This window comes from Clostridium akagii DSM 12554 (assembly GCF_000686725.1).
In the GTDB taxonomy this organism is placed as follows: Bacteria; Bacillota; Clostridia; order Clostridiales; family Clostridiaceae; genus Clostridium_I; species Clostridium_I akagii.
This window is the reverse complement of record NZ_JMLK01000030.1, coordinates 18,372-32,224: the sequence shown is the minus strand read 5'-3', so window position 1 is coordinate 32,224 and position 13,853 is coordinate 18,372. Positions and strand designations below refer to the sequence as shown.

Here is a 13,853-nt window from a genome sequence, read left to right as displayed (position 1 = left end):
TGATCAAGTTAGTACCTCCAAATAATTTATAGTTATTAGGAGGTATTAAAGATAAGAAAGATGCTATATTTTTATAAGATTCCTAGCATTAAATTTTAATAAAACTTGCTTTTTTCTTTCTGTTGATACTTCGGTATATATTTGAGTAGTTGTTATGCTGGAATGACCCAGTATTTCCTGAACAGCTCTTATATCAGCTCCATTGTTCAAAAGTTGCGTAGCAAAAGTATGTCTCAAATGATGCGGTGTGGATTTTGTAGTAAGTCCTGCTAATTGCCTATATTTCTCATATATATCTTCTATTGAATATATTGATATCTCATCTCTATATTTATTAATGAACAGAGCTTCACAATGGGGTTTTAAGTTATACCTAGCAATTAGCCAAGTTTTAAGTATTTCAATAACATCATTACTAGATATGTATAAAAGCCTATCCTTTCTTCCTTTGCCATGAATTAATAATGTTTGTTCTCCAATGTTAATGTCCTTTAACTCAATTTTTACAAGTTCGCCAATCCTTATACCTGTACAATAAAGCAATTCTATAATTGCTAAATTTCGAATACATATAGTTCTTCTAAATTCTGTTTTAAGGATCAGTAACTCTTGTACTGGTGATTTCAATAGTTTTATTATTTCTTGAGAAGATAGAGTTTTTGGTAATCCTTTTGAAGTTTTAAAGGAAATCCTCATGTTCTCAAAAGGAGAATTCAGTATTATTTTTTTATACAATAAATATTTAGAAAATGATTTTAGGGTAACATATTTTCTTTTAATCGACGTATCTTTCATTTTTTTAGTATTTTGTAGCCAATAGATATAAGAATTAATTACAGTTACATCTATTTTGTCAACTTTATTATCTAGTAGCCAATGCAAGAAATTTGATAAATCTGAGTAATATGCTTTTGTACTTTTCTCTGTAAGATTTCTTTCAGTTTTTAGAGTATTGATATAAAGTTTAATATTATTATTTATAACTTCTGTACTATATTCCATCTATCATCCACCTATTCTCTCATACTTTAATTATAGATAATTTATCGCATTATGTCGACATATAGAAAAGATCATAAAATTTATTTTATATATGGATCGTGCCCAATACTATTCAATGTGGTTTGAAAATCAAATTTGGTATATGAATTTTATATATTGTGATAGTTACTAATAGTTTACAGTAGATTTTACTGGTAAGATTAATTGTAATCATCTTATCAAGTACATAAAAAAATGTTTGATAGAGATGGTAATAGAAAATAATAACAAACCTATCGGCATCATTAATTTCATTCCGATAGGTTTGTTGTTTCCAAAAGTATGATAAAATGTTTATAGTCGTAATAAAGTAAAAAAATTAAGGTATTAAAGCTACAAACCAGGAGTTGATGAGTCTTGAATAAAGAATTTAGTTACATTGATGAGATAATAGATGAACACAATGAAAGAATGCAAAATCTTAAAAAGTATTATCCTTTTTTTAGGATTAGAGAAATATCTTTAGATTTATTTATGGATGGTAAATATAACTTTATTGATATGGGTTATATAGTTATAGCAATACTTCGATTGTTTATAGAAGAAAACAATTTTAATGATGAGGGGGTTTCCTTTAAGGAATTTGAGAAATTCACTACAGAAATTTTAAAACGGGATTATGATTTGTATCTAGAGGTGGAAGAAAACCTTCAGCTTATAAATTATATTTTCGAAAAAATTATAAATGATGGAAAACCATTTTCTTATAGTTATTATGATCCTAAAGAAAAGAAAACTATGTCATCTAGAATAAGATTAATTGAATCTAGAATAGAAGAAAATGCTATTCGTTACTACATAACTTCACAGGCTATTGAGTTTTATCTTGATACTAAAGAAATAAAGGATGAGAGCAAGATAAGTATTCAGCAGATATTACTTTCTAAAATGATAGAGTCAAAAAACTTCAAAGGTGGTATTGAGGTTGTAAAAAGAATAAATAATGAAGTTAGTAAACTTATGAAGCGGAAAAATGAAATTTTGAATATCCTAAGTTATAATGTCTTTGAAGGAAATAAGCTAGCAGAGCAGCTTATTAACACTAGTATGAAGTGGTTTGATGAAGAACAGGGCCTTTTTGATAAAAACAAAAAACTAATAGAACTAGCACTTAAAAGAATAGAAGAGAGTGACAGCAGTAATGAGGAAGACTTTTTAAAGAATCGAGAACATATTTATAATCTTGAGACGGAAATAAAAAGGGCTATTTCAAAGCATGGTGAACTTTTGAATTCTTCCACTGATCTAAAGATAAAATCAGATGAAATTATTAAAAAAGTAACTTTAAATAAACTTAAAATGTCCTTTGATTTTAAAACTATGTATGAAAAAACTCTTGATTCAGATAATGTACAGCTACTTGAATACATAATGAACCCATTATTAAAGATAAAATTTAAAAAAACCTTTAATTTAAGAAATATGGATGAGCTGTTAACCTACAGACCTAATAATGAGGAAGAGGGAGAACAAGTCGTTAGCCTTGAAGAAAGAGAATATAAGTCTTTAGATGATATAGAAGATGAGAGAATAGCTCATAATTTTATAATATTCATGAAGCTTTTAATGGAATATCTCTTGGAGCAGGGGGAATTTACTCTTAGAGAATTTAATGAATACTTAGAAAATAAGCTTCAAAAGGATATTTTAAAAAACGGCGATTATTATTCTTTTGTACTGCAAATTGCACAAAAAAATTATTATGATATGGGAAACCTCAAAGAGGATGAAAACACAATTTTTGATAAAATAATTATTGAAATGCTATCACCTACGGATAAAGATGAAAATAAAGGTTTGAAATTTAAAGTGGTGCCTTTGCCAGATGATACAATAGAAATATCATCTATATTTAAAATTACTAATATAAAATTTGAGAGGGTTGAATAAATTTGGAAAACTGGAATATGGAAAAAGCTCTTGAGCTGTTTTCAAAGCTCATTACAGGAGAAAATGTAAGCAGCAAAGAAAATGGAGATTTATACGAAGAATACAATTCTAATATGGAAATGTACAATATATTTAACAGCATGTTAGACAAGCTGAATTTAACTTTATATCAATATAAAAATGCTTTGTATATTACAGCTGGAGAAAAAAACAAGATTTTTGGTTATACCAATGAAGAACTACGAAAAATGCTTGGACTTAAGGTTAATAAAGAATTATATATGTGCTATTTTATTATTTATAATATCATTACATTGTTTTATAAGGATTCTTCAAGTTATTCTTTTCAGGAATATATAAAAAGTGAAGATGTGCTTAAAAGTGTTGATAGCTCACTTTCAAGTATTATTAGTAAGTTAGATGGAGTAGCTCAAAATGAACTTGAAGAGAACAGCTTTAAAGCCATAGCTCTTTTATGGGAGGAACTCCCATTAAGCCACAGTAACGATTTATCTGTAAATGCTAGAGCATATAAAGGTTCAAGACTTGGGTATATAAAAATCACTTTTAATTTCTTAAAAGAGCAAAATCTTTTTATTGAAGTAGAAGAAAGATATTATTCTAGCGATAGATTTAAGGCTTTGATAGAAAATTATTTTGAGGACTTTAGAGGTAGACTCTACGAAATAATGCAGTCAGGGGGAAATAATTAATGCCACAGATAAATAGAATAAGAGTAAATAACGTAAAATACAATAATGGTACCCAAATATATGATGATTTTAAGATGAACTTTGCTTGTAGCAATACGCTTTATGATCTGGCAAACGGTGGTGGTAAAAGTCTTTTAATGTTACTACTTTTGCAAAACCTTATACCCAACTGTCATCTAGATGAAAAACAGCCTATAGAAAAACTATTTAGAGGCAAGGATTGCAGCAATGTAATTCACTCATTAATCGAATGGCGATTAGATGATGGAGATAAATCTGGTTATAAATATATGACTACGGGATTTTGTGCTAGAAAAGGCACTGAAAACTCTGGAAATAATGAAAATGGAAATGATACAGCAGCTTTTGATTATTATAATTATTGTTTATTTTATAATACATATAATGAAAATGATATAAATAATTTGTCCCTTCAAGATAATAAAGAAAAAGTTACTTATAACGGTCTGAAAAAACAGTTAAGAGAATTACAAAGTGAAAATTCCTTCGTTATTGTTTCTGATATTTTTGAGAATAAAAAGGGAGAATATCAAAGGTTTATTAGCCAGCATGGTTTATATGAAAGTGAATGGGAAATCATAAGAGGTATAAACAAGACTGAAGGTCACGTGAGAGGCTATTTTGAGGAGAATTATAGGACATCAAGAAAGGTAGTAGAGGACCTACTTATAGAAAAAATCATCCAAAAGGCATTTATGGCAAAAACCAATAAAGAAAATGATGATGAAGACATGGCAAAAACCCTTTTGGATATTAAGGATAAAATATTAGAACTATCAAAACAAAAAGGCGAAATTTCAAAATTTGATAGACAAGGTAATGTAACTAGTGATTTTATTAGTATGGCGTCTTCTCTTGTTAATGTATATGAAGCAAAGGAAAAGTTAGAAGATTCCCTTGTGAGCACATATAATACTTTGGAAAATAACATAGATAGTAAATACAGTGAAAAAAATTCTCTAGAAGAAGACATAGAAAGCATAAACAAAGAAGCAAAAGAAATTGAAAAAAATATAGCAACAATAAAACTGCAAAGCCAACATAATAAGCTAAATATCACAAAAGAAAAGTTGGAAGATTTACAAAATAGCTATGAAGGTGCTGACGCAAGCTTTATGGCTCTAAGCAAGGACATTAAATTTAGAGAAGCAAAAAATTATTTTATGGATTATATAGAAAGCAAAAATAAATATGATGAAACAAACCATTTACTTAAAAATATTTTTACTGACAATGATACATTAACCAAAGATCTTAACATTTTGGCATGGAATAAAAAATCAAGGGATGATATAAAGCTTAAGGAGCTAAATAATCAGCTTCGTAGAGCTTTAACTAAATTAGAAAAAATATCTATTGAAATAAATGAATCTTCAAATGCAGAGAGGGATATTGATAAAAAAATTGCAGTTAATGAAAGCGAGATATCAAAATCAAGAGGCAAGCAAAAAGCACTGAAGGATAAGGTTAATGCTATTAGAAAGCAAGTAAACATTATGCTTATTAGTGAGATTGATAGTGAAATTGTAGGAATTGAAAAACATAGAGAACAGGGAAAAGGTAAATTAGAATTAAATAAAATTTTATCTGACTCCCTAATACAGCAAAATAATAATTTTAAAATCGCCATAGCTAAAGATGAAGAAAAACTTAGCTTTATGGAAAGTAAAATAAATCAGCATGATGATTTAATTAAGTTGTACAAAGCAGACAAAACTAAAGCTTATAAACTATTAGAAGTTTATTCTGCCACTGATATTTTAGATCTAAGTAATAGCTTAGATATTAAATATAAAGAACTTTTAGAAATAATATTTGGTGAAGAAAAAGAATTAAAAAAGCTAGTGGATTATAATACTGAGCTAAATCAGGATAAGCCTATGCAAGAGACTAAAGAGATATTAAAGGTAAAAGAATATATTAATAGAAACTATAATGAAGATGGAATCCTTGGAATAGAGTATCTTCAAGGGCGAACAGTAGAAGAAAAAGAGCTGCTTTTAAGTAAAATACCATTTTTACCGTATTCCGTTATTGTAACTTACAATTTTAAAAAGCTACTTAATGATGAAAAATTTAAGGAATGTGATTTTGGTAATTTTGCTGTTCCAATTATAAGTTTAGAGAGTATAAAGGAAAAATTAGATTTTAATCTTGATGGTTTGATTTTTGCTGTAAAAGATAAGTCTAAATTTATAAGTATTGAAAAAATAAAAGCAGAAAAGGCTAAAATACAATTAGATATAGAAGAAAGAAAAAATAGCCTAGAGATTCTTAAAAGAAATGAAACTACATTAAAAAAGGATAATTCTTATATAAAAGAATTTCAATTTACTTATGACAATAAAATAGAAGATATTATAAAGGAAATGGCAGAATTAAAGGAACAAATATCATTTTTGAAATCTGAGAGAATTAATAGCATTAAAGCTATGGATGGCCTTGATAACCAGATGAAAAATTTGGAAACGGCTAATAAAAATATAATAAAAGAAATAGATGATCTAGATGGTCAGCTACAACTACTGAGTGAATTAAAAATCAACCTAGATAATTTAAATGAAGAAGAAAAAATACTACAGGAAGCAGAAGAGAATTCAAAAATCTTGAAAATCCAATATAGTGATATTCAAAATCTAATGAGTGCTCAAAAGGAAGAGGAAAAAAGTCAGGCTGAGGTAAAAAAAGTAGTAGATGAAAAAATAGCACTAATAAAACGTGAATGGGATGATTCTTTTAAAACATATTACAATGAACAGGTCCAAGAAGTATTAGATATAACTGATGAGGATCTAGAAGCAAAATTTAAAGGTAGCAAAAAAGCATTAGAGGAAAAAAATACAGATATAAAAGATAAAGAAGAACTTGTAAAAAATTATCTTGGTAATATGAGAAAAAGCGAAAAAGAAACTATAAATCGTGGATACTCTATAGATAAGCTTTATGAGCTTAAAAATAACAATGAGATTTTAGTAACTGGGGAAGAAGAGTTAAAGGGACTAAAGGATGATCTTGGAACTTTGAAAACCAAGGCTGAAAACATCAATAAAGAAATTATTAAAGAAAGAAGTTTAAATGACAATCTTCAGGGAAATATTGATAACTTATTAAGCAGGTTCTCTGATGATTTTGGACAGTACATACCAATTGAAATGGAAGTATTTTTATTTAAGCAATTTGAAGAGGAGAATATTTTAAAAGGTAAAAAACTTGTTAATAAAAAAGGTGAACTTTTAAAATTAGAGACTGTTATTTATAAGGAAATTCAAGATTTAAAGTCTATTATAGGGGATGTAGAGGTAACTTTAAGATCCAATAATATACTTAAAGATAAGACAAAAGCCCAGTTAGAAAATAAAGAGGACATTAAAAATTATTATGAAATTCTGGAAAATGATTATAGCAAAATACGCAGAAAAGAAAAAGATAGTAAGACGGATTTTGAAAATGGTAAAGAAAAAAATATAAAAACACTTAAAGAAATAGGGGCCATGGAACTGGCAGAAGAATTCGCTAGGAGCATTATTATTCCAACTGACACTGAGAAATGTTTAGAACTAGCAGAAAATTTAGAAAAAATTAAAGAACTTTTATTTCTTCAAAAGGGAAAAATAGAAAATGATATTAAGGATATGGAGCAGATTAAAGATAACTTCCAAAACCAATGTATCCAACGTTGCAGAGATGTGAAAACAGAACTGGATAGATTTCCACGGTTATCAAAATTAAATTTAAACAATGAATTAATACAAATAGTTAGCTTAAATCTTCCTTATGTTAATGAGCAGGAGCAAAAACTAAGAATGTCAGAGTATATTGAAAACACAATAAAAAAAGTTGATAGTATACAGGATTCTTTAGAAAAAATGAAATATATTAAAAATCAATTGGCACTTAAACGGCTTTTTTCTGTAATTGTACAAGACATGAATAAAATAGTCCTGAAGCTTTATAAAAGAGAGAGAATTTCACAGCAAAGCAGAACTTTGGAATACGAGCAAGCTGTTGGAAGTACTGGTCAGTCACAGGGAATATATATTCAATTTTTAATTTCCGTCATAAATTACATTAAAAATATAAATTCCTTTAATGCTGACAATAATAAATTGAGAAAAACAATATTCATAGACAATCCTTTTGGAGCAGCTAAAGACATATACATATGGGAGCCTATATTTGAATTTCTAAAAGCCAACAATGTTCAGCTTATTGTACCAGTTCGTGGAGCAACTCCAGCTATTTCTGGAAAGTTTGACGTGAACTATATATTAGGGCAAAAACTTATTGGTGATGCTCAGCAGACCGTGGTAATGGAAGTAAGAAGTCAGGTTTCAAATCAAGAAGTTGAATTTAGAAAAATAGAACAAGAACAAATGAAGATAATGTAACAAGCACTGAAAATGGATAAATAGCTAGACAAAGGGAGAACTTTCAGAAATAATGGTTATCTCTCTGTTTGTCTATTTAAAAATATGGTAAATAATGTTAATAATATATAAAAAGGGTAAGGAGAATAAAGATGTATACAAAATCTAAAATTAGTTCATTAAAAGAAAAACACACATTTCTAGTATGTATATTCATAGCTGTTGGTTTTTTGGGTTTGCTCCATAGCACGCAACTGTTAATTAAATTAGGAATAACATCGAAGGGTTATGCGCCACTATTAATACAGGAATTTGTTGGAGTTGTTTTCTCAGTGATAATTATGTTTTTACTTGGAAAAGCATATATTCTTCGAGAAAAAGGTGAAGGAATATTGAGAGGACTTTGGACAGGGGGATTTCTAGTTTGTCTAGGATTATTGGCGGCTGTTTCTGGCTTTGCAGTTGTTTTAAATCAGGGAAAGGCTAATGAATTATTGCCTTTATCACAAATTGTGATATTTGCTATTACTATGCTAGAAATAGGGATTGCCGAGGAATTTATTTTTAGAGGAATTATATTAAATCTTTTAATAGATAAATTTCATAAAACACAAAAAGGAATTTATGCATCAATTGCGGTTTCCAGTATAATCTTTGGAATTGCACATATAACAAATATTTTTTCTGGAGTTTCAATTAAAGGTGCAGTAGTACAAGCATTTGGAGCTGCGGTATTAGGAGCATTACTAGCCGCTATTTATATAAGAACAAAAAATATATGGGTAGTTGCTATTATTCATGCTTTCAATGATTTTAGTTCATTGATAGGTTCGGGACTCTTTGGAACTAATTCTGTTGTTAGCCAAATAAATAGTTATAGTTATGCAAAGCTTATTGTCTGCCTTGTATACTTAGTACCAGTATTTATTTTGCTAAGAAAGAAAAAATTATTAGAAATAGTAGAAAATCAGGAATAAACTATGAAGTTTATTCCTGTCAGGGGAAAGTTCAGTTATTTACTAATACATTGCTGAATATAAAGTTTTTTTCAGCAGAGTTTTTTAGATTAAAGTGATATCCATTTTTGCTTCTTAAAGTTGAAAATATCTTCAACAGCTTGTTTATATCCACCAGCCTCTTTAAAAGATTTACTTATTTTTTTCATATTTTCAAGATAACTTGGATCTTCCTGAACTTTTTTTATAGCATTTCCTAATATTTCTGGTGTTAGTTTGTACGTGTCAAGAGAAATTGTAGCTCCAAGTGCTGATGTTCTTGCTGCGTTATATGGTTGATCTGAGCCGATTGGAATTGCAACAAAGGGTACATTATTGTATAACAAATCTCCTATACTATTCATTCCAGCATGAGTTATAGCAACATCTGTATACTTTAAAATTTCTAATTGAGGGACATAATTTTTCACTATGAAATTTTCAGGTATATGAAATTTAGAAATGTCTATATTATAGGCAGTCATAACTACTACAACATCAAGATTCCCAAAGGTTTTAAAAAATATATCATATAGTTTATCATTGGTATTATTAAACACTGTACCTAATGAAATATACACAACTTTTTTATCTTTTAATTTTTCAAAAGGAAAATCTATAACTTCCTTTCTATCATATATAGGTGGACCTATAAATATAAAACTATCATCATAATATTCAGGGTGTGAAACGAAATATTTAGATGTATAGGCAATATTTAAATCACTTTTTATAGATAATAAATCAAGTATATTAGTAGGCATTTTTACATTATAAAACTTGTCTAGCCTTTCTCGTAACTTAATGTAGTTATCCGTGGATACATAATCTTTTATTCGTTTTCCACTTATAATTCCAGTGATGAGCTCTTTTGCCGTAGCAAATTCTTCAAAAGAAGAAATTGAAGGAATTTTTAATATTCGAGAAATAATATATCCTAATGGAAACATAGCACTATGAACAATATAATCAAATTTTGTACCTTTAATCTCTCCCATGATGATTGGGAGAATTTTCATATTTAACTTAAGTCTCTTCTCAATATGATTTATGAACTTATCTTCAATATTTCCATCCATAAAAACATTAGAACCATTTTTCAAGATAGTCATATCTTTGCCGTAGCTTTTAAATGTAGCACCCACTTTTTCGATTCTTTCTCTATATTCTTCTGAACAAAAATAAGTAACTTGTTCTCCTTCTTTTACCAATCCATCTACCAAACCTAGTGTGGGATTAACGTGACCATTATAGGGTATATTTAAAAAAAGCACATTAGACATATATATACATCTCCTTAGGTTATATTATTACTTATGATTATTTTGGGGCTTAGGCATTTTTACGTTTTGGTAGTAACAGTGCGGGGATGATTGCAATTACGGTAAAGGCAATTGACCACCAAAAAGCAACATTATATGCATTTGAAACAGTTACAGTAGTGGATACGTTTCTAATTAAAAGTTGATTTGCGAGAATGGTTGCAAGTATGGCAGATCCGAATGCCCCACCTATTGTCTGAAAAATCCTCGTAGCAATACTGGCATCAGGAATTTGATCTCTGCTTAGGCCTACATATGCGGAAGCCATGATTGGAATCAAAAGTCCACTTAGACCGGCACCTCGTATTATCTGTGCTGCTGCTAATAAAATTTGATTTGTATCAGAACTTGCAAAAGCAAATGGTAACGTACCGATGGTTGTAACTAGTAGGCTTACTATAACTATTATGCGAGAACCTATACGATCAGTTAGTTTACCTAGCCAGTTTCTTGTAAGTAACATGCCAATTCCTTGTGGAATAAGCCAAAGTCCTGCTAGTAATGCAGTTTGACCCCGTACCTGTTGGTAATATAATGGTAAAATAAGCATTGCTCCATTAGTTGCTATGCCAGATACGAAAAGTAAGATAATGGAGACGGAAAAATTACGGGATTTAAACAGACGCAGATCAAGCACTGGAGAAATCTTTCTGCGTAATGAGTAGACAACAAATGCCACCATCATGAGAAAACCAATTACCATAGGAACAAACACCTCACTACTGCTTAAACCGCCATGAGAACTTATCTTAGAAACACCGTAAATGATTAGAGCAAATGCAGGAGACAACAACAGAATTCCGATAATGTCCAGACGTTGTTTACTGTTAGAAGGTTCATCAGTTGGTAATCCACGCCATGCTATAAATAATGCAATCATGCAAATTGGGATATTTACATAGAAAATCCAACGCCAACTTAGGCTGTTTATAATAATACCGCCTAGCACTGGGCCAAGAATTGGGCCAAGCAATGCAGGCATGCTGACAATTGACATAATACGTCCTAGATCCTTGCCACCAGATGCCTGAATAATTACTGTTTGTAAAGTTGGTATCATTAAACCTGCACCAAACCCTTGTAGGAGTCTGAAAGCTATTAAGCTATCAATATTCCATGATAGAGATGAAAGTACAGAACCGGCTAAAAATATTAATAGTGAAAAAACATACACTCGCTTGCCACCAAAACGATTTATGGCCCAGCCTGAAATTGGTATTGCTATAGCCATGGCAAGTACATAGCCTGTGATAACCCACTGTATGATAGCAACTGTACTTTTCATATCACCTGCTATTGTTTTTATGGCTACGTTAATCATTGTAGAATCTAGTAGTGGAGCTAGAGCACCAATTACCATAATTATGGATATCTTAAGTACCATTGGATCTATTTTTTCTTTTTGATGTTTTGGGGGATTTGTTAGTCTTTCTGCCATGTGTGTCACTCCTTTTATATACAAATAAGAAACTATTAGTACCTTATTTGTATATGATATAATAAAACTATAAGAAATGCAATAGATATTTATGAAAGAAGGAAATAAATATGGATAAAAAAAATGATGAACTATCTGCAACTTGCAAGTACGTCGGAGATGAGGAGCATCATGTAGAACCACGACGCCGTGGCGAAATTCTTGAAGATGCAATACTTAAGGCTGCATGGGATGAACTTTTAAAGGTTGGTTATTCTCATATGACAATGGATGGAGTTGCAACAAGAGCGAAAACAAATAAATCAGTTATGTATCGTCGCTGGTCTAGTAAATCCAAACTTGTTCTTGCAGTATTACACAAACATGTGATTAATCCCGAAGGCATTCCCAATACAGGGGATTTGCGTAATGATGTACTTATATTACTTATGGGAATAGCAAAACCATTGCAAACTATTGGTGCTGAAACCCTACATGGACTTATGATTGAACATATTAGTGAGGATTCAATCCATTTAATTCCAGAGATAATGAATGTGGAGGAGAAAAGCCCACTTACAAGATCCATGATAGCTATTCTAAAAAACGCTGAACTTCGCGGGGAGATTAACCTAAAAAAAATTAGTCCACAGATTATTTCACTGCCCATGGATTTGGTGCGATATAAAATTCTTACCACCCGCGGGCATATATCCGATAAAACCATCAATGATATCATCGATGACATTTTCTTGCCACTTGTCCGTCTGTAATTAATTGTAAAAATATAAATAAATTTAATACATAACAATAGTAAAAGGCACACTACCTTAGTAGTGCGCCTTTTACTATTTATATTTTAAGTTTTAATTAATGGAGTTTCTATTTGTAAATGACTTATCTATTAAAAACACAAGAATTTGGAACAGCATCCCAACATTTATTGCATGAAACACATTTAGGTTTATAATCTTTATTATCTATCCATTTATTAATCAAATCTGGTTCACAAAGTAAAGTTCTAGACAAAGAAAAATATTCGATTTTTGTAGAATTTAATATCTCATCCATTAAATCAAAGTTTTTATTTCCTCCAACTAGGATTACCTTTGCGTTTTTCACCACATCGGCTATATTGGTTGCAGCTTCTTTAAAATACGATTGTTTTTCTATAGCATTAATTCCTTTGAAAGATGGGGATCTTCCTTCTCCTGAAGATAGATTAATGGCACTAGGCTCAATCATATCTATTCCTAATTCATCAATTCTTTTAAAAACTGCAATAGACTCTTCTTTAGTCAAGCCAGAATTGTTCTTCATAAAATCATCAAAATTAAGTTTTATCATAATGGGGAAAGTTTTACCCAACCTTTTTCGGATTTCCGCTATTACTTCGTAAATTATTCTGGCTCTGTTATGTATAACTCCACCATATTCGTCAGTTCGTCTATTATAATAAGGTGTTAAAAATTGACTTAATAAATAACCGTGAGCTGCATGAATCTCAACAGCATCAAATCCAGCTTTTTTTGCTCTTAAAGCCGCATCTCCAAACTTTACTACTAGAGCTTTTATATCATTCTTTGTAGCTTCAATAGGGGTAATTCCAGTGACTATATTTTTTACAGCTGACGGTCCATAAATAGTCATTTCTTTAGCAAGAGGATGGTCACATTGGGATCCACCATACACTATCTGCATTGAAATTTTAGTACCATATTTATGAACTTTATCTGTTAAATTTTTATATTCGGCAATAAATGAATCGTCATAAATCCCAAACATTCCGGGATTAGGTTGCTCATCTTTTGATATAAATGCATATCCGGTAAGTATTAAACTAGCGCCACCCTTTGCCAAAGTTTCATATCTATTAATAGTTTCATCATTTATATGACCATTATCATCAGCCATTTCATCCCAAGTAGCTGCTCTAATAAATCTATTTTTAAGCTGTAAAGTATTAATACTTGTTTTATCAAATAAATTTTTCATATTATCTCTCCTGATTTTCGTTTTGTACATATATAATTATATATGTAATAATATATAAAGATAGTATGCACTTTAATGTAAGATACTAACTA

Annotated in this window: 9 protein-coding genes; 5 read left to right on the top strand and 4 right to left on the bottom strand. The window is 29.9% G+C overall.

Annotated features, from left to right (window positions below; genetic code table 11):
* Positions 1-63: 63 nt before the first annotated feature.
* Positions 64-1,002, bottom strand: coding sequence for a tyrosine-type recombinase/integrase (locus BR66_RS0113820; protein ID WP_026883459.1), 939 nt, complete (start codon positions 1,000-1,002; stop codon positions 64-66).
* Between the two features lie 396 nt (positions 1,003-1,398).
* On the opposite strand from BR66_RS0113820, the gene BR66_RS0113815 reads away from it, so the two are divergent.
* From BR66_RS0113815 to BR66_RS0113800, 4 genes are all read left to right on the top strand, one after another.
* The gene (locus BR66_RS0113815; protein WP_026883458.1) at positions 1,399-2,931 is read left to right on the top strand and encodes a hypothetical protein; all 1,533 of its coding nucleotides are present in this window, start codon (positions 1,399-1,401) and stop codon (positions 2,929-2,931) included.
* A gap of 2 nt (positions 2,932-2,933) precedes the next feature.
* Positions 2,934-3,644: a DUF6063 family protein gene (locus tag BR66_RS0113810; protein ID WP_026883457.1), complete on the top strand. Its 711-nt coding sequence runs from the start codon at positions 2,934-2,936 to the stop codon at positions 3,642-3,644.
* Entirely contained in the window at positions 3,644-8,053 is a 4,410-nt protein-coding gene (locus BR66_RS0113805) for a coiled-coil domain-containing protein (RefSeq protein WP_026883456.1), read from the top strand. Before BR66_RS0113810 ends, BR66_RS0113805 begins: the two co-directional genes overlap by 1 nt.
* Positions 8,054-8,184: 131 nt before the next feature.
* Complete coding sequence (locus tag BR66_RS0113800) at positions 8,185-9,009, top strand: CPBP family intramembrane glutamic endopeptidase (protein WP_026883455.1); 825 nt, start codon at positions 8,185-8,187, stop codon at positions 9,007-9,009.
* Positions 9,010-9,098: 89 nt separating this feature from the next.
* On the opposite strand, the gene BR66_RS0113795 is transcribed toward BR66_RS0113800, so the two are convergent.
* Entirely contained in the window at positions 9,099-10,310 is a 1,212-nt protein-coding gene (locus tag BR66_RS0113795) for a macrolide family glycosyltransferase (protein ID WP_026883454.1), read from the bottom strand.
* A gap of 49 nt (positions 10,311-10,359) precedes the next feature.
* Entirely contained in the window at positions 10,360-11,787 is a 1,428-nt protein-coding gene (locus BR66_RS0113790) for an MDR family MFS transporter (protein WP_026883453.1), read from the bottom strand.
* Positions 11,788-11,897: 110 nt separating this feature from the next.
* Between BR66_RS0113790 and BR66_RS0113785 the strand changes: the two genes are divergently transcribed.
* Entirely contained in the window at positions 11,898-12,539 is a 642-nt protein-coding gene (locus tag BR66_RS0113785; RefSeq protein ID WP_035796273.1) for a TetR/AcrR family transcriptional regulator, read from the top strand.
* Positions 12,540-12,663: 124 nt separating this feature from the next.
* Here the strand turns inward: BR66_RS0113785 and BR66_RS0113780 are convergent, their stop codons facing one another.
* Complete coding sequence (locus BR66_RS0113780; RefSeq protein WP_026883451.1) at positions 12,664-13,761, bottom strand: NADH:flavin oxidoreductase; 1,098 nt, start codon at positions 13,759-13,761, stop codon at positions 12,664-12,666.
* Positions 13,762-13,853 lie beyond the last annotated feature (92 nt).

Excerpts from the sequence above, each read along its gene's own strand:
- BR66_RS0113795 (WP_026883454.1), bottom strand. The coding sequence starts at position 10,310 with ATGTCTAATGTGCTTTTTTTAAATATACCCTATAATGGTCACGTTAAT.
- BR66_RS0113785 (WP_035796273.1), top strand. The coding sequence starts at position 11,898 with ATGGATAAAAAAAATGATGAACTATCTGCAACTTGCAAGTACGTCGGA.
- BR66_RS0113805 (WP_026883456.1), top strand. The coding sequence starts at position 3,644 with ATGCCACAGATAAATAGAATAAGAGTAAATAACGTAAAATACAATAAT.
- BR66_RS0113820 (WP_026883459.1), bottom strand. The coding sequence starts at position 1,002 with ATGGAATATAGTACAGAAGTTATAAATAATAATATTAAACTTTATATC.
- BR66_RS0113800 (WP_026883455.1), top strand. The coding sequence starts at position 8,185 with ATGTATACAAAATCTAAAATTAGTTCATTAAAAGAAAAACACACATTT.
- BR66_RS0113790 (WP_026883453.1), bottom strand. The coding sequence starts at position 11,787 with ATGGCAGAAAGACTAACAAATCCCCCAAAACATCAAAAAGAAAAAATA.
- BR66_RS0113780 (WP_026883451.1), bottom strand. The coding sequence starts at position 13,761 with ATGAAAAATTTATTTGATAAAACAAGTATTAATACTTTACAGCTTAAA.